Origin of the sequence: Amycolatopsis sp. NPDC049868, assembly GCF_044461365.1 — a bacterium.
GTDB lineage: Bacteria > Actinomycetota > Actinomycetes > Mycobacteriales > Pseudonocardiaceae > Amycolatopsis.
This window is the reverse complement of the sequence record NZ_JBITKV010000008.1, coordinates 365,567-381,475: the sequence shown is the minus strand read 5'-3', so window position 1 is coordinate 381,475 and position 15,909 is coordinate 365,567. Positions and strand designations below refer to the sequence as shown.

The window sequence follows — 15,909 nt, the reverse complement described above, 5'->3', positions numbered from 1 at the left end:
TTTCTAAGAGCGGCGTCGGATGGCGAAGGTCGCGGCGACGGCGAGCAGCAGCGAGATCCCCGCCAGGATCGCGGCTTCGGTCCATTGGAAGCGCCAGTACCAGTCGTGCGGCAGGACCTTGAGCGCGGTGATCTCCCCGGCGGCGTCCCTGACCATTTCCACGACCCGGCCCACGGGATCCTTGCCCAGCGGGACGAGTTCAGGTTCCGCGTAGCCGTCGCGGACGTTGCTCAGGCCGATCATCAGGCCCGCCGACACCGCGATGGTGACGGCGATGGCGGGCAGGGTCTTGCGGATGAGCGCGCCCGCGGCGGTGCCGAGCACGAATCCGAAGAGCCACCACGCGCCGGGTGCGACGCCGGTCATCGTGAACAGGACCGGGTTGTCGAAACGGCTGGTGAAAGCGGTGTCGCCGCGATCGGTGGGGAAGACCTCCACCCAGCGCTGCATCATCGCACCGAACGCGAGCCCGCCGAGGGTGGCGAGAACGGCGAGGAACCCCAGTTTCACGCCGAGCCAGCGGAACCGCGAGATCGACTGGGTCCAGGCGAGTTTCGTCGTGCCGCGCTCGTATTCGGCCGCGACCAGCGGGGCGCCCCAGAAGACACCGATCGCCACCGGGACGACCTGGAGCCAGGAGAGGTAGGTGTACAGATCCTTGAAGAGTTTCGCCGGATCCGGGCTGTCCGCGGCGGCGTTCCCGTTGACCAGCAACAGGATCCCGACGCCCACGAGCAGGCCCGCCGTGATCAGCAGCTGCATCCGGTGCTGGCGGTAGGTGAGCCAGAACATCGTTCCCCCTTACGCCGAAGCCAGTGTCGGGCGAGGCAGGCTCGCGGATTCGGGCCGCCGCAGGTACGCGAGTACCAGTTCCTCCAGGTTCGCCGGCCGCTCGGTCCACTGTGGACTCAGCGGAACCGGCTCGGTGCGGGCGAAGACGGTCGCCTGTCTCCCCGCGCGGGCCTCGTCCACGACGGTGACCCGCCTGGCCAGCGCGTCGGCCTCCTCCACCGGTCCGATGAGGGTGCGGTGCCCGGCGACGAGTTCGTCGATGTCGCCGCTGACCTGGACGCGGCCGCCGTTGAGGACGATCAGCCAGTCGCAGGTGTTCTCCAGATCGGAGACGACGTGGGACGAGAGCAGCACGGTCATACCGGTTTCGGCGACCGCCTCCATCAGCCCGCGCATGACCTCGTGCCGGGCCAGCGGGTCGAGGTTCGCGAGGGGCTCGTCGAGTACCAGCAGGTCCGGGCGTTTCGCGAGCGCGAGGGTGAGCGCGACCTGCGCGCGCTGCCCGCCGGACAGCTTGCCGACCTTGTGGTTCAAGGCGAGCCCGAGCGAATCGATGCGCTTGAGCGCGAACTCGTCGTCCCAGCCGGGGTTGAGGCGCCTGCCGAACTTGAGCATCTCGGCGATGCTGAAGCCCGGGTACAACGGCTTGTCCTGTGCGAGGAAGGCGGCCGTTCCCTGGATCGAGACCGAGCCGAGGGTCGCTTCGAGCAGTCCGACGGCCAGGTGCAGGAAGGTCGTCTTGCCGGCGCCGTTGGGCCCGACCAGTGCGACGACCCGTCCTTTCGGGACGGAGAGGGAGCAGTCGCGCAGCGCCCACTTGCGGCGATAACGCTTGCCTAGGCCGGTCGCTTCGATGATGGGCTTGTCAGTCACGCGGTTCGCTCCCCTCGAAAGCCATCGACCACCACCGAGGTGAACAGCGCCTCGACGTCTTCCTGATCCAGCCCCGATTCCCGCGCGTCGCGGACCCAAGCCCCCAGGCTTTTCCGCAACCGTGTGCGCTCCGCGAACGAAGCGCCTCCGAGCGTCTTCTGGACGAAGGTGCCGAGGCCCGGCTTCCCTTCGACGAGCCCTTCGCGCTCCAGCTCGCGATAGGCCTTGAGGACGGTGTTGGGGTTGATCGCCAGCTCGGCGACCACCTCCTTCGCCGTCGGCAGCCGGTCACCCGGCTCCAGCAACCCCAGTCGCAGGGCGTTCTTGACCTGCTGGACGAGCTGGACGTACGTCGCGACGCCCGAGCCCTTGTCCAGGTGGAAGGTGACCACTGGCAACACCCTTTCACTAATTAAGTAGTGAAAGGGTGCAGGCCGACCCCTGCGCCTGTCAAGTGATCACGCAGAAATACGTGAAGGCCCCCTTGAGGAACTTGAGTTCCTCAAGGGGGCCTTCACGGAAAACCCCAGCCCCAGTCAAGAAGAAGCGCCAGTTCGACGGCCCGGGGGAAGACGTCGAGCTGGCACTACCCCCAACCCCCACCACCGTCAGCCGGCGGTGCCTGTGCAAGTTGAAGGTGCCCACCGTCGTACCGGAACCGAATGGGGGGTCCTGCCCGTCTGGTTGGTTGGGCACGGTTCCGGCGACGGGTCCTCGGTGGACACATGGGCAAGGATCAGGCCGTCCGGATGCAGGGCGCTTGCACTACGCTTGCAGGCTCTGACGAGGGTGAGCGGAGGTGGCCGGGTGGAGTTCCGCGTCCTCGGCGCCGTCGAGGCGTGGTCCGGTGGCGTTCCGGTCGATCTCGGCTCGCCCAAACAACGGCTCGTGCTGGCGGTCCTGTTGCTGGAGGCGGGCAAGCCGGTTCCGCGCGACCGGATCATCGACCTGCTCTGGCCCGAAGAACCGCCCGCCAGTGCGCGGAACACCGTTCAAGCGCTGGTGTCCAGGCTGCGCGCGGTGTTCCGCGGCGCGGGCGGGCCGGAGATCGTCTCGGAGGGGACCCGGTACCTGCTCAAGGTCGACGCGCGCCAGGTCGACCTGCACCGCTTCACCGAGCTGACGGCGCAAGCCCGCGACGCCGACGACGAGACGGCCGTGGAACTCCTGGACGAGGCCCTCGGTTTGTGGCGTGGCGAGGCGTTGTCCGACGTGGTGAGCGGCGAGGTCGCCCAGCGGCTCCGCGGCGGCGTGCACGAGGCACGCTGGACGGCGCTGGAGGATCGCGCCGACGCGCAGCTGCGGCTCGGCCGTGGCAGGCAGGTCCTCGCGGAGCTGACCGAACTGGTCGCCGCGCATCCCCTGCGGCAGCGGTTCGTCGGGCAGCTCATGCTCGCGCTGCACCGCGAAGGCCGCACCGACGACGCCCTCGAAGCCTTCCGCGCGTTGCGGGACCGGCTCGGGGCCGAGCTGGGTCTCGACCCCTCCCCCGAATTGCGACGGCTGGAAACCGCCATCCTCGGCGCCGATCCCGCGCTGGAACCCGCGACCAGGCCTGAGCCGGTCCGCCCGGCCCAGCTGCCGCACGACGTCCGGGGATTCGCCGGGCGCGCGGCCGAGCTGGAACGGCTCGACGAGGCGACCCGGCACGCGGGCGAAGGCACCGACATCTGGGTCATCAGCGGGACCGCCGGAGTCGGCAAGACCGCGCTCGCGGTCCGCTGGGCCCATCGCGTCCGCGACGCGTTCCCCGACGGTCAGCTCTATCTCGACCTGCGCGGCTTCGATCCCGACCACGAACCGCTCACCCCGGCCGTCGCGCTCACCCAGCTCCTGCAGGCACTCGGCACCGCGCCCAAGGCGATCCCGCCGGACATCGACACGCGAGCCGCGTTGCTCCGCTCCCTCCTCGCCGACCGGCGGGTGCTCCTGGTGCTGGACAACGTGCGCGACAGCGGCCAGGTGCTGCCGCTGCTGCCGCCGTCGGGCACCGTCCTGGTCACCAGCCGCCAACGGCTCGGCGACCTCATCGCCCGCACCGGCGCCCGCGCGCTCCCGCTGTCCGTGCTGCCCGCTGAGGACGCGCGACACCTGTTGGAAGCCGTGCTCGGCAGTGAGACCGTCGCCGCCGAGGAAGGCGCGGCCGCGGAGCTGGCCCGGCTGTGCGGGCATCTCCCGCTCGCCCTCCGGATCGCGGCGGCCAACCTCGGCGCCAGCGGTGAACCCGAGATCGCCGAACTCGCCCGCGAGCTGGCCGGTGGCGACCCGCTGGCGGAACTGACCGTCGACGGCGCCGAGGAAAGCGCCGTGACCACGGCCTTCGGCGTCTCCTACCGCGCGCTTCCCGAGGAGCACCGCGAACTGTTCCGGCGTCTCGCGCTCGTTCCCGGCCAGACGTTCACCGCCCCCGCCGCTCAAGCGCTGACCGGCGTCCCGCACTCGAAGGCGAACCAGCAGCTCAAGGCGCTCGCGGCGGCGCATCTTGTCGAGCGCTACACACCGGGGCGCTACCGGTTCCACGATCTTCTCCGCAGTTTCGCGGCGGGCCGCACGCTGTCGGAGGACACGAAGGCCGAACGTGAGGCCGCGGAGAGGCGGCTCTTCGAGAGCTACCTGACCACGGCCGACGCCGCGGGCCGCGCCCTCATCCCGCATTTCCTGCGCCTGCCGCGCGAAGAACCGGCGGGCGAACCCTTCGCCGACACCGAGGAGGCATTGGCGTGGCTCGACGCCGAGTGGCCGAACCTCGCCGCCGCCGTCGAGCACAGCGCCGAACACGGCCCGCCCGAGTTCTCGTGGCATCTCGCCGACGCGCTCCGCGCCTTCTTCCACCAGCGCGGTCATCACGCGGAATGGATCGACACGGCCTCGACAGCGCTCAAGGCCGCCCGCCGCAGCGAAGCCGGGCAGGCACAGGCCGCGATGCACCTGAGCATCGCGCTCGCCTGCGTCAACAGCGGCCGCTACGACGAAGCGCGCGAGCATCTCACCAGCGCCTTGCGCGGCGACCTCCTCGACGGCTGGGACGCCGGCCGCGCGGCCGTGCTCAACAACCTGAGCGCGGTGCACCAGCGCCTCGGCGATCCGCAGGAGGCGATCCGCTGCGGGCTGGAATCCCTGCGGCTGTGCGAAGAACTGAACATGCCCGCCGTCTCGATGGCGCTGGCGAACCTCGGTTTCCCGTACTGGCAGACGGGTCAGCTCGACGAGGCGCTCGCCAACTTCACCCGCGCGCTGGCGGTCTCCGAACGGGACGGCGCGCGGTTCAGTGTCGCGGTGCTGCTGGTCGACCTCGGCAATGTCCACCGTGACCTCGGCCTTCCTGACGACGCCTACGACTTCTACACCCGCGCGCTCGCGGCCAACCGGGAACTGGGCTACACCTACGGCGAGGCGACCGCGCTGTCCGGCAGGGCCGTGCTCGAAAGCAGGCGCGACCCGAGCGAGCAGAACCGCACGGACGCGCTCGAAGCCGTCGAACTCACCCGCAAGATCGGCGACCGGGGCACCGAAGCCTGGACGCTCGCCGGACTCGGCGAGGTCTGCCTGCGGCTAGGCCTGCCCGAGGAAGCGGCCGAGCACTACCGGCTCGCGTTGTCCATCGCGCGGACGACCAGTTTCTTCTGGTGTGAGGCCGCCGCGCGGACCGGGCTCGCGGAAACCCTGCTGAAACTGGGAAAGCTCACGGAAGCCCGGACACACGGTGAGCTGGCACTCGAACTCGCCGCGCGCTCCGGCTACCGGCTCGTCGAAGAACGCGCGAAGCTGATCCTGGACGAGCTTTAGATCTTCCCGCCGGGTGACTTCACGCTGCCCGCGATCGCCGCCGCGACCGCCGCCAGGACACTGAAGACGATCATCAGCGCCATGGCGGTGCTGTCACCGTCGTCGAAGCTGAAGAGCCACTTGACCTGAGCCCCCAAGGGCGTGCCCGACACCAGCGGCGTCCCGACGAAGACCAGCACCAGGGAGAACACGCAAAGTCCGAACAGAGTCCACGCGCCGGGAATCCTGCGGGCGAACGTGAATCCCGCGACCACCACCAGTGATCCCGCGGCGAGGACGCCGAAGACCGCGTTCTGCACCATCAGGCCGGTCCAGCGGCCGTTCACGTCCGCGGCGACGAAGACGTTGTAGAGCGCGAACCAGATGAGCATGGCGGCGGCGAGCAGCGCCAGGACACCGGCGATCACCGCCGCCGGGGCGTTGGCCCGCGGTTTGGGCATCGGTCCGGCGGCCATCGGCGGCTGACCGTATTGAGGAAAGCCTTGCCCCGGTGGATTGGGCTGCATCCGCTCTCGCTCTCCTCGCGCGTCCGGTCCCTGTCGTTCGCGATCACCCTAGCGAGCGGGCGCTTCGACGGTGGTCGGTGGCAGGAAGCTGTCACTGGGCCGCTGGGTTGCGAAGGCGCGAAGAGCGAGATGTCTTGGGCGCCACTGGACTCCGGCTTCGCTGATGGCCGAACCGATCCGTGAAGGCCTCCTTACCCACCCTGAGGTCAATGCCAGGACATAGGACCAGCAGTTCGGGCGTGCCAGGTGGAGTACATGATGGCCCCCTTCCTTGCGCCTGACGCAAGGAAGGGGGCCATCATGTACTCCAGAAAAGCCTCACATGGTCACTAAACGGATAATTCAGGCAGAGATCCGGCAAGGTCGAATAGGCGCTGGCCGGTGTCGCTCTAGGCGATTCGGACTCCCTGCCATCACTTGACCAGCGGATAGGCGACACAAAGGAAAGCGCGCCTCAGACGCGGACCTCCTCGACGCGCACGGGGCGCCGTTCGCGGCGCGAGACCTCGCAGGCCTCGGCGATGTAGAACGCCTCCAGCGCGTCCGCCGCATCGCACGGGCTCGGCGCGCGACCGGCGGCGACGTCGAGGAACGCCTTCAACTCGCTGATGTACGCGGGGCGGAAGCGTTCCATGAATCCGGGATAGGCCGGGCCGGGCAATGGCTGGACACCCGGTTCCACCGAAGTCAGCGGCGCTCGGTCGTCGAGGCCCACGACGACGTTGCCCGCCGAGCCGAGCACTTCCAGCCGGACGTCGTAGCCCGCGCCGTTGTAGCGCGTCAGCGAAACCACCGCGAGCGTTCCGTCGTCCAGCGTCAGGGTCGCGGCGGCGGTGTCGACGTCACCGGCGTCGGCGAAGAAGCGCTCGCCCTTGTTCGTCCCCACGGCGTAGACCTCGACGACCTCGCGGCCGCTCACGAACCGGACGACGTCGAAGTCGTGCACCCCGCAGTCGCGGAACAGGCCGCCGGAGTGCGCGACGTACTCGGCGGGTGGCGGTGCCGGGTCGAGCGTGGTCGCGCGCAAGGTGTGCAGCCAGCCGAGTTCGCCCGAAGCCACCGCCGCCCGGGCCGCCGCGTAGCCCGCGTCGAACCGGCGCTGGAAACCGATCTGCACCGGGACGTCCGCACCGGAGATCTTGTCGATCACCGCGAGCGTTCCCGGGATGTCGGCGGCGACCGGTTTCTCGCAGAACACCGGGATCCCCGCGTCCACGGCCTTGAGGATCAGCTCCGGATGCGCGTCCGTCGCCGCTGCGATCACCAGTCCGTCCAAAGAGGACGCGAACAGCGAAGGGATGTCCGCCGCCGCTTCGACGCCGAGTTTGGCCGCGGCGGCCTGGGCACGGGCGGCGTCGACGTCGGCGACGACCACGGACGAAACCTCGTCGAAGCTCTTCAAGGTCTCGGCGTGCGAAGTGCCGATCCGGCCGGTGCCGGCGAGTCCCAACCTCATGTGGTTACCTTTCTGGAGCTGCGGTGGTCGAACGGACCACCAGCGACGGGTGCAGCAGATGCCGGACCGGTTCGGCTCGTTCGCCCCGGATCCGTTCGAGCAGTGCTTCGACGGCCAGCCTGCCCATCTCCGTGCGCGGCTGGTCCACGGTGGTCAGTGACAGATGGCGCAACGCGGCGAGCGAGGTGTTGTCGTAGCCGACCACGGAAACGTCTTCCGGCACGCGCAGGCCCGCCTCTTCCAACGCGGAGATCGCGCCGACGGCGTTGAAGTCGTTGCCTGCCACGAGCGCCGTCGGCATCCCGCCTTGCGGAGGATCGCCGAGCAGCTCGTGCACGGCCTTCTCCCCCGCGGTGTCGGTGTGCTCGCTGCGCACGATGACCGGATGCAGCCGATGCCGCCGCATGGCCTGCAGGTATCCCTTGCGCCTCGCGGCCGCACCGGCGGCGAGGCCACCGTCCAGATGGGCGATCCTTTTATGTCCCAAGGAAACCAGGTGATCGACGGCGAGCGCGGAACCGGCCTCGCCGTCGTCGTTCACCGTGTCCACGCCCGGCGCGCGCGAAGTCCGCGACACCAGGACGACGGGGCTTTGCGCGGCCGCTTCCTCGATCGCCGACGCGGGGACCACCGGCGACAGCAGGATCACCCCGGCGGGCCGGAAGGACAGCAGGCTCTTCAGCGCGGCACGCTCCCGCGCGGGACTCCGGCCACCGGTGTTGAGGATCAAGTGGAACCCCGCCGCTTCGGCCGCCGCGTCGAGCCCTTCGACGACGTCGGCGAAGAAGGCGTTGCGGAGATCTGAGACCATCACGCCGAGAACGGTCGACGTCCGGCTCGCCAGCGACCTGGCCATCGCGTGCGGCTCGTAACCCAGCTCGCGTGCCGCGGACAGCACGCGCGTACGCCGTTCGTCGGAGACGTTCGGCGCGTTCCGCATCACCAGCGACACGAGCGCACGGGACACCCCCGCTTTCGCGGCGACGTCCTCCATCGTCGGTCGCGCCATTTCCGCCCTCCCCCTGCCCTTGACTTTACTGTGACGGACGCTACATGATTAGAGCGCTCTAATCAATAGAGCGCTCTAACCCCGATCCCCCGGAGGCCGCCGATGACAGTCACGACACCCCGGATCCGCATCGCCGCCGCCCCGATCTCCTGGGGCGTCTGCGAAGTCCCCGGCTGGGGCCGCGTGCTCGACGCGGGAACCGTACTGGGCGAAATGGCGGAGCTGGGAGTGCGCGCCACCGAGCTCGGCCCGCCCGGATACCTGCCGCGAGACCCGGCCGAGTTGCGCGAACGGCTGGCCGGCCACCGGCTCGAACTGGTCGGCGGTTTCCTCGCCGTCGTCCTGCACGAGAATCCCGAAGCCGCGCTGGCGGAGGCCGAAGAATCCGCCGCGCTGTTCGCCGCCTGCGGTGGCGACATGCTCGTCCTCGCCGCCGCGACCGGGCTCGACGGTTACGACGATCGCCCCCGGCTGAGCGACGCCGAATGGACCACGCTCGTGGAAACCTCCGGCGAGATCAGGGAAATCGCCGCGCGACACGGCCTCCGCACCGTGCTGCACCCGCACGTGGGGACGCATGTGGAGACCGAGCGAGAGGTCGAGCGTTTCCTCGCCGATTCCGATCTCCCGCTGTGCCTGGACACCGGGCATCTCCTGATCGGCGGGACCGATCCGGTCGCGCTGGCGAAACGCCATCCGGGCCGGGTCGGGCACCTGCACCTCAAGGACGTGCGCGGTGAACTGGCCGAGGAAGTCCGCGCCGGAAGGCTTCCCTATGCCGAAGCCGTGGGCAAAGGTCTGTATGTCCCCTTGGGCGACGGGGACGTCGACATCGAAACGATGGTCAGGTTCGTCCACGAGGCGGGCTACGACGGGTGGTACGTGCTCGAACAGGACACCGCACTGAGCGAGGGGAGCCCGGAAGATCTGCCGAAGCGGGATGTCGCCAGGAGCCTGGCACATCTCGACGGAATCGTCAGCCGGCTCCCGGCTGCCAGTTAACGGAAGAAGCGAGGAGAGACGACGATGTCCCATCGCTTGAAAGGCATTCTGGCGCTCGTGGCGGGGCTGCTGCTCCTGTCCGCGTGCACCGGGCCGAAGGCCGAGGAGAAACCCGCCGCCGGCGCGGGCCCGGCGACGACACAGCCCAGCGGGCCGCTGCGGGTCGCGGTCATCTCGCACGGCACGGCCGGTGACGCGTTCTGGAACGTGGTCAAGAACGGCGCCGAAGAGGCGGGCAGGCAGCTCGACGTCCAGGTCGAATACAACTCCGACGGAGACCCCGGCAACCAGGCCAAGCTGATCGACAACGCGGTCGCCCAGCGGGTCGGCGGGCTGGTGGTGTCGATGGCGAACCCGGAGGCGCTCAAGACCTCGATCGAGAACGCGGTCCGCGCCGGGATCCCGGTCATCACCATCAACTCCGGCGAGGACAAGAGCGCGGGCTACGGCGCGCTCACCCACGTCGGGCAGAACGAGACCATCGCGGGCGAGGAGGCCGGGAAGAAGTTCCGGGAGCTCGGCAAGAAGAAGCTGCTCTGCGTGGTCCACGAAGCGGGCAACGTCGGGCAGGCGCAACGTTGCGACGGCGCCAAGACCGGCTTCGCGGGCGACGTGCAGACCCTGCAGGTCGACATCAGCAATCCCACCGACGCCGAATCCCGGATCAGGGGCGCGGTGCAGACCGACCCGTCCCTCGACGCCGTCCTGACGCTGAACTCGCAGGTCGCCGCCCGTGCGGTGAGCGCGATCAAGGCGGTCGGGTCGAAGGCCCAGGTCGGCACGTTCGACCTCAACACCGACGTCGTCGGCGCGATCAAGGCGGGCGACGTGGTCTTCGCGGTCGATCAGCAGCAGTACGAGCAGGGCTATCTCCCGGTGCAGTTCCTCAAGCTCTACCGGGACAACGCGAACGTCGTCGGCGGCGGGAAGCCGGTGCTCACCGGGCCCGACCTGGTCGACAAATCCACTGTGGACACCGTCGGCCAGTACGTGCAAAGGGGCACGCGATGACAACCACCACCCTCGACGAACGGATCGCGAAGCCGCGGCTCCTGGACAGGCTGGTCGTCCGGCCCGAGATCGGCGCGCTGCTCGGCGCCGTCGTCGTCTTCCTGTTCTTCACCGTCGTCACCGACCAGTTCTTCAGCGGCAGCGGCGTGGCGACCTGGCTGGACGACGCCTCGACGCTCGGCATCATGGCGGTCGCGGTGTCCCTGCTGATGATCGGCGGCGAGTTCGACCTGTCGGCCGGTGTCATGACGGCGTCCACCGCGCTCGTCACCGCGACACTGGCGACGCAGGCGGGCTGGAACGTCTGGCTCGCGCTGTTCGCGTCGCTGGTCTTCGCCCTCGCGGTCGGCGCGTTCAACGGCTGGCTGGTGATGCGCACCGGCCTGCCCAGTTTCATCGTCACACTGGGCACCTTCCTGGCGCTGCAAGGGCTCAACCTCGGCGTCACCCGGCTGGTCACCGGCACCGTCCAGGTGTCGGGGATGCGCTCGACCGACGGCTACGAGTCCGCGGGCTTCGTCTTCGCGTCCACTGTGGACATCGGCGGGTCGGCGTTCCAGATCTCGATCCTCTGGTGGATCGGGTTCGCCGTGCTGGCGGCCTGGCTGCTGGTGAGGACCCGCTTCGGCAACTGGATCTTCGCCGTCGGCGGCTCCGCGCAGAGTTCGCGCGCGGTCGGGGTTCCGGTGGTGCGCACCAAGATCATGCTGTTCATGACCACCGCGCTCGCCGCGTGGCTGGTCGGCTCGATCAACATCCTGCGGTTCGCGAGCGTCCAGGCGAACCAGGGCATCGGGCTGGAGTTCCAGTACATCATCGCGGCCGTGATCGGCGGCTGCCTGCTGACCGGCGGATTCGGTTCGGCGATCGGCGCCGCCATCGGCGCGCTGATCTTCGGTATGGCGAGGCAGGGCATCGTGTTCGCCCGCTGGGACAGCGACTGGTTCATGCTGTTCCTCGGGGTGATGCTGCTGTCCGCGGTCCTGGTCAACAACGCCTTCCGGCGGCGAGCGGAAAGGGTCCGGCGATGAGTCGTCTCCTCGAGGTGAAGGACGTCGGCAAGACCTACGGCAGCGTGATCGCGCTGCGCGACGTCTCCACGGTGGTCGACGCGGGCGAGGTCACCTGCGTACTCGGCGACAACGGCGCCGGGAAGTCCACGTTGATCAAGATCCTGGCGGGCGTCCACCAGCACGACAGGGGCGAATTCCTGGTCGAGGGTGAGCCGGTCAGGTTCGCCTCGCCGCGTGAAGCGCTCGATCGCGGCATCGCGACGGTGTACCAGGACCTCGCGGTCGTACCGCTGATGAGCGTGTGGCGGAACTTCTTCCTCGGCTCCGAACCGACGGTCGGCTTCGGCCCGTTCCGCGCGCTGGACCGGAAGAAGGGCCGTGAGACGACCAAGAAGGCGTTGTCCGACATGGGCATCGACCTGCGTGACGTCGAGCAGCCGGTCGGCACGCTCTCCGGTGGCGAGCGGCAATGCGTCGCCATCGCGCGAGCCGTGTACTTCGGGGCGAAGGTGCTGATCCTCGACGAGCCGACGGCCGCGCTGGGCGTCAAACAGGCGGGTGTCGTGCTCAAGTACGTCGCACAGGCCCGTGACCGCGGGCTCGGCGTCGTGCTGATCACGCACAACCCGCATCACGCGTATCCGGTGGCCGATCGCTTCCTGCTGCTCAAGCGGGGTGTTTCGCTCGGCGCCTACGAAAAGTCCGAGATCGACCTCGCCGAGCTGACCAGGCAGATGGCGGGCGGTGCGGAACTGGAAGCCCTGGAGCACGAATTGCGAGCCGCGGAGTCCCCTTCATGACCGTTCTCGAAGCGCTGACCGTCGGCCGGGTCGGGGTGGACCTCTACCCCGAGCAGAGCGGCGTGCCGCTGGCCGGGGTCAGCACCTTCGCCAAGTCGCTCGGCGGCACCGCGACCAACGTCGCGGTCGCCGCCGCGCGGCTCGGCCGCTCGACGTCGGTGCTGACGAAGGTCGGCCCGGACGGCTTCGGCGAGTACGTGCGGCAGGCGCTGCGGGAGTTCGGCGTCTCCCCCGAGCACGTCGGGACGTCGGAAGGGTTGCAGACGCCGGTGGTGTTCTGTTCGCTGGACCCGCCCGCGGATCCGCCGCTGCTGTTCTACCGGTCTCCGATCGCCCCGGACCTGACCATCGGCGAACACGATGTGCCCTGGGACGTCGTGGAATCCGTTCCACTGCTGTGGGTCACCGGGACGGGTGTCTCCGTCGAGCCGGCGCGCGGCACCCAGCGCAAGATGCTCGAACGGCGCGGACGCCGGTCGCATACCGTGCTGGACCTCGACTTCCGGCCGATGTTCTGGCCGGACACCGAGACGGCGCGCGAGGAGATCGGCTGGATGCTCGACCACGTCACGGTCGCGGTCGGCAACCGCGCCGAGGCGGAGGTCGCCGTCGGCACGGCGGATCCCGACGAGGCCGCGTCCCGGATGCTGGCCAGGGGTGTCGAGCTGGCGGTGATCAAGAAGGGCGCGGAGGGTGTGCTCGTGGCCACCGCCGAGGGGCGCTGGACCGTGCCGCCCCAGCGGGTCGAGGTCGTCTGCGGCCTCGGCGCCGGGGACGGTTTCGGCGGCGCGCTGATCCACGGTCTGCTCTCCGGCTGGGATCCGGTGCGCATCGCCACCTACGCCAACGCGGCGGGCGCGCTCGTCGCCTCGCGGCTCGCCTGCGCCGACGCCATGCCCACCGCCGACGAGATCGAGGAGTTGCTGTGAGCAAGCTGCACCGTCCACTCGGGACGCTTTCGGACGAGCGGGACCCGGTCCGGCTCACCCCGGATTCGGCGGGCTGGAGCTACAGCGGCCTGCGGGTCCTCTCGCTGGCCGCCGGGGAAACCAGGGTGGTGCGCACCGGCGAATACGAAGCCTTCGTCCTGCCGCTGGCGGGGTCGTGCACGGTCAGCGTCGACGGGCAGGTCTTCGAGCTGGCGGGGCGGGACTCCGTGTTCACCCGGGTCACGGATTTCGCCTATGTGCCGCGCGACGCCGAAGTCGAGTTGTCGACAGCGGCGGGGATCGAGGTCGCGCTGCCGATGGCCCGCTGCGGCCGCCGTCTCGAAGCGCGCTACGGACCGGCCGAGAACGTGCCGGTGGAGGTGCGCGGGGCGGGCCAGGCGACCAGACAGGTCACCAACTTCGGCGTGCCGGGTGTCTGGGACCACGCGGACAAGCTGAACGCGTGCGAGCTGATCACCCCGGGCGGCAACTGGTCGTCGTATCCGCCGCACAAACACGACGAGGCGTCCGAATGCGAGGTGGTCAACGAGGAGATCTACTACTTCCGCATCGCCGGCCGCGACGGCGTGACCCCGTCCCGCGAAGGGTTCGGCCTGCACCGGACGTACACCTCCGACGGTGAGCTGGACGAGGACGTCGCGGTCCGGGACGGGGACGTCTTCCTGATCCCGCGTGGCTATCACGGTCCTTGTGTCGCCGCACCGGGCTACCCGATGTACTACCTGAACGTCCTGGCCGGGCCCGCCGACGAGCGGTCGATGGCGTTCTGCGACGACCCCGCGCACGGCTGGGTCCGCGAGACGTGGAACGACCAGGAGCTCGACCCGCGATGCCCGGTCACGAGTCACGAAGGGCGGGTCTCATGAAGCTGACCACGGCACAGGCCCTGGTGCGCTGGCTGCTCGCGCAGCGGTCGGAAACCCTGGACGGGCGGGAGGTCCCGTTGTTCCCCGGGGTGTTCGCGATCTTCGGGCACGGCAACGTCCTCGGTCTCGGCACCGCGCTGGAGGAGTACCGCGACGAGCTTCCCGTGTGGCGCGGGCAGACCGAGCAGGGTATGGCGCTCGCGGCGGTCGGCTACGCCAAGGCGACGCACCGGCGCCAGGTCGGCGTGGTGACGTCGTCGATCGGGCCCGGCGCGCTGAACATGGTCACCGCGGCCGGGGTCGCGCACGCGAACCGGCTGCCGGTGCTGCTGCTCCCCGGCGACACCTTCACCAGCCGGGCGCCGGATCCCGTGTTGCAGCAGGTGGAGCATTTCGGTGATCCGACGGCCACGGTCAACGACGCCTTCCGCGCGGTGAGCCGGTACTTCGACCGGATCACCCGGCCGGAACAGCTGCTTTCGACGTTGCCGCAGGTCGCCAGGGTGCTGACCGATCCGGCGGACGCGGGACCGGTGACACTGGCGCTTCCCCAGGACGTCCAGGCGGAGACCTACGACTTCCCGGACGCGTTGTTCGCGCCGGTGACCCATCGCCCGCAGCGGCCGCGGCCCGACCGCCGGGCGCTCACCGAAGCGGCGGGTGCGCTGCGGGCGGCGCGGAAACCGTTGCTGGTGCTCGGCGGCGGTGTCCGGTATTCCGGCGCCGGTGAACGCGCGCTGGCCTTCGCCGAACGGCACGGCATCCCCGTCACCGAAACCACGGCCGGCCGCACCCTCGTGCCGCATGGCCATCCCCTGCACGCCGGCCCGCTCGGGGTCACGGGCTCGACCTCGGCGAACGTACTGGCCGCCGAGGCCGACGTCGTGCTGGCCCTCGGCACGCGTTTGCAGGACTTCACCACGGCGTCCTGGACGGTGTTCTCCCCCGGCGTCCGGTTGATCACGCTGAACGCCGCCCGGTTCGACGCGGTCAAGCACGGCGCGCTCGCCGTCGTGGCCGACGCCGACGCGGGTCTCGTGGATCTGTCGGCCCAGCTGGAAAACTGGCGAGTCGATCCACTGTGGACAGAACGTGCCGCGGCGGAGCGCGGCCGCTGGGACGCGCATATCGGCACCCTGCGCGCCGTTTCCGGCGACGTGCCGACGTACGCCCAGGTCGTCGGCGCGGTCAACGATCTCTCCGAGCCGCACGACTACGTGATGACCGCGTCCGGCGGGATGCCGGGCGAACTCATCGGCGGCTGGCGCGGATCGGGCTCGATCAGCATGGACGTCGAGTACGGGTTCTCCTGCATGGGTTACGAGCTCGCGGGTGCCTGGGGTGCGGCGATGGCGCACACCGAGGGCCTGGTCACCACGATGCTCGGCGACGGTTCGTACCTGATGCTGAACTCGGAACTGTTCTCGGCCGCCTTCGCCGGGCACCCTTTCGTGGCGGTGGTCTGCGACAACGACGGCTACGCGGTCATCGCGCGGCTGCAGGAGGGGCAGGGCGGTAAACCGTTCAACAACCTCCTCGGCGACTGCCGGAGCGCGCACGCCGATCCTCCTCGGGTCGACTTCGCGCGGCATGCGGAATCACTGGGATGCGCGGTGTTCACGGCGTCCACTGTGGACGATGTACGTGTGTCCTACGCGAAGGCACGGGAAGCCGCTGTGGCCGAAAAGCGGCCGGCGGTGGTCGTGGTGCGGACCCGGCCGGACTCGTGGACCGAGGCCGGTGCCTGGTGGGAAGTCGGCGTTCCGGAGCACCTCTCGGGACGGGAGGAGATCGAGCGCGGGAAGGCCGCCCAGGTCCGGTACCTGAACAGCCGCATTTAGCGGA

General features: G+C 69.6%; 14 protein-coding genes. 8 read left to right on the top strand and 6 right to left on the bottom strand.

Annotated features, from left to right (window positions below):
* Positions 1-3 precede the first annotated feature (3 nt).
* Genes ACIBTM_RS30865 through ACIBTM_RS30855 form a run of 3 tightly spaced genes read right to left on the bottom strand, consistent with a single transcriptional unit; the run spans position 4 to position 2,057 of the window.
* On the bottom strand, positions 4-792 hold the full coding sequence (locus ACIBTM_RS30865) for an ABC transporter permease (RefSeq protein WP_395880659.1): 789 nt from the start codon (positions 790-792) through the stop codon (positions 4-6).
* A gap of 9 nt (positions 793-801) precedes the next feature.
* A complete protein-coding gene (locus ACIBTM_RS30860) occupies positions 802-1,665 on the bottom strand; it encodes an ABC transporter ATP-binding protein (protein WP_395880658.1) in 864 nt (287 codons plus the stop codon).
* The gene (locus tag ACIBTM_RS30855; RefSeq protein ID WP_016336295.1) at positions 1,662-2,057 is read right to left on the bottom strand and encodes a GntR family transcriptional regulator; all 396 of its coding nucleotides are present in this window, start codon (positions 2,055-2,057) and stop codon (positions 1,662-1,664) included. Before ACIBTM_RS30855 ends, ACIBTM_RS30860 begins: the two co-directional genes overlap by 4 nt.
* Before the next feature lie 415 nt (positions 2,058-2,472).
* On the opposite strand from ACIBTM_RS30855, the gene ACIBTM_RS30850 reads away from it, so the two are divergent.
* Positions 2,473-5,451: a BTAD domain-containing putative transcriptional regulator gene (locus ACIBTM_RS30850; RefSeq protein ID WP_395880657.1), complete on the top strand. Its 2,979-nt coding sequence runs from the start codon at positions 2,473-2,475 to the stop codon at positions 5,449-5,451.
* Here the strand turns inward: ACIBTM_RS30850 and ACIBTM_RS30845 are convergent.
* From ACIBTM_RS30845 to ACIBTM_RS30835, 3 genes are all read right to left on the bottom strand, one after another.
* Positions 5,448-5,906 carry a hypothetical protein gene (locus ACIBTM_RS30845; RefSeq protein WP_395880656.1) on the bottom strand — a complete coding sequence of 153 codons (459 nt, stop codon included), beginning with the start codon at positions 5,904-5,906 and terminating at the stop codon, positions 5,448-5,450. The two genes, ACIBTM_RS30850 and ACIBTM_RS30845, sit on opposite strands and share 4 nt — an antisense overlap.
* Before the next feature lie 505 nt (positions 5,907-6,411).
* Positions 6,412-7,413: a Gfo/Idh/MocA family oxidoreductase gene (locus ACIBTM_RS30840; protein WP_395880655.1), complete on the bottom strand. Its 1,002-nt coding sequence runs from the start codon at positions 7,411-7,413 to the stop codon at positions 6,412-6,414.
* 4 nt (positions 7,414-7,417) lie between these two features.
* On the bottom strand, positions 7,418-8,422 hold the full coding sequence (locus ACIBTM_RS30835; RefSeq protein ID WP_395880654.1) for a LacI family DNA-binding transcriptional regulator: 1,005 nt from the start codon (positions 8,420-8,422) through the stop codon (positions 7,418-7,420).
* A 102-nt stretch (positions 8,423-8,524) separates the two neighbouring features.
* Here ACIBTM_RS30835 and ACIBTM_RS30830 point away from each other — a divergent pair, with 102 nt between their 5' ends.
* Genes ACIBTM_RS30830 through iolD form a run of 7 tightly spaced genes read left to right on the top strand, consistent with a single transcriptional unit; the run spans position 8,525 to position 15,905 of the window.
* Complete coding sequence (locus tag ACIBTM_RS30830; RefSeq protein WP_395880653.1) at positions 8,525-9,424, top strand: sugar phosphate isomerase/epimerase family protein; 900 nt, start codon at positions 8,525-8,527, stop codon at positions 9,422-9,424.
* Between the two features lie 24 nt (positions 9,425-9,448).
* Entirely contained in the window at positions 9,449-10,435 is a 987-nt protein-coding gene (locus ACIBTM_RS30825; RefSeq protein ID WP_395880652.1) for a sugar ABC transporter substrate-binding protein, read from the top strand.
* Positions 10,432-11,466: an ABC transporter permease gene (locus ACIBTM_RS30820; protein ID WP_395880651.1), complete on the top strand. Its 1,035-nt coding sequence runs from the start codon at positions 10,432-10,434 to the stop codon at positions 11,464-11,466. The genes ACIBTM_RS30825 and ACIBTM_RS30820 overlap by 4 nt, the downstream gene beginning before the upstream one ends.
* Positions 11,463-12,248: an ATP-binding cassette domain-containing protein gene (locus tag ACIBTM_RS30815; RefSeq protein WP_395880650.1), complete on the top strand. Its 786-nt coding sequence runs from the start codon at positions 11,463-11,465 to the stop codon at positions 12,246-12,248. The genes ACIBTM_RS30820 and ACIBTM_RS30815 overlap by 4 nt, the downstream gene beginning before the upstream one ends.
* The gene (gene iolC, locus ACIBTM_RS30810; protein ID WP_395880649.1) at positions 12,245-13,177 is read left to right on the top strand and encodes a 5-dehydro-2-deoxygluconokinase; all 933 of its coding nucleotides are present in this window, start codon (positions 12,245-12,247) and stop codon (positions 13,175-13,177) included. Before ACIBTM_RS30815 ends, iolC begins: the two co-directional genes overlap by 4 nt.
* Positions 13,174-14,064 carry a 5-deoxy-glucuronate isomerase gene (gene iolB, locus ACIBTM_RS30805; RefSeq protein WP_395880648.1) on the top strand — a complete coding sequence of 297 codons (891 nt, stop codon included), beginning with the start codon at positions 13,174-13,176 and terminating at the stop codon, positions 14,062-14,064. Before iolC ends, iolB begins: the two co-directional genes overlap by 4 nt.
* Complete coding sequence (gene iolD, locus ACIBTM_RS30800; protein WP_395880647.1) at positions 14,061-15,905, top strand: 3D-(3,5/4)-trihydroxycyclohexane-1,2-dione acylhydrolase (decyclizing); 1,845 nt, start codon at positions 14,061-14,063, stop codon at positions 15,903-15,905. The genes iolB and iolD overlap by 4 nt, the downstream gene beginning before the upstream one ends.
* Positions 15,906-15,909 lie beyond the last annotated feature (4 nt).

Coding starts and splice junctions, on each gene's coding strand:
- ACIBTM_RS30825 (WP_395880652.1), top strand. CDS start 9,449: ATGTCCCATCGCTTGAAAGGCATTCTGGCGCTCGTGGCGGGGCTGCTG.
- ACIBTM_RS30845 (WP_395880656.1), bottom strand. CDS start 5,906: ATGGCCGCCGGACCGATGCCCAAACCGCGGGCCAACGCCCCGGCGGCG.
- ACIBTM_RS30815 (WP_395880650.1), top strand. CDS start 11,463: ATGAGTCGTCTCCTCGAGGTGAAGGACGTCGGCAAGACCTACGGCAGC.
- ACIBTM_RS30840 (WP_395880655.1), bottom strand. CDS start 7,413: ATGAGGTTGGGACTCGCCGGCACCGGCCGGATCGGCACTTCGCACGCC.
- ACIBTM_RS30820 (WP_395880651.1), top strand. CDS start 10,432: ATGACAACCACCACCCTCGACGAACGGATCGCGAAGCCGCGGCTCCTG.
- ACIBTM_RS30835 (WP_395880654.1), bottom strand. CDS start 8,422: ATGGCGCGACCGACGATGGAGGACGTCGCCGCGAAAGCGGGGGTGTCC.
- ACIBTM_RS30865 (WP_395880659.1), bottom strand. CDS start 792: ATGTTCTGGCTCACCTACCGCCAGCACCGGATGCAGCTGCTGATCACG.
- ACIBTM_RS30830 (WP_395880653.1), top strand. CDS start 8,525: ATGACAGTCACGACACCCCGGATCCGCATCGCCGCCGCCCCGATCTCC.
- iolD (WP_395880647.1), top strand. CDS start 14,061: ATGAAGCTGACCACGGCACAGGCCCTGGTGCGCTGGCTGCTCGCGCAG.
- iolC (WP_395880649.1), top strand. CDS start 12,245: ATGACCGTTCTCGAAGCGCTGACCGTCGGCCGGGTCGGGGTGGACCTC.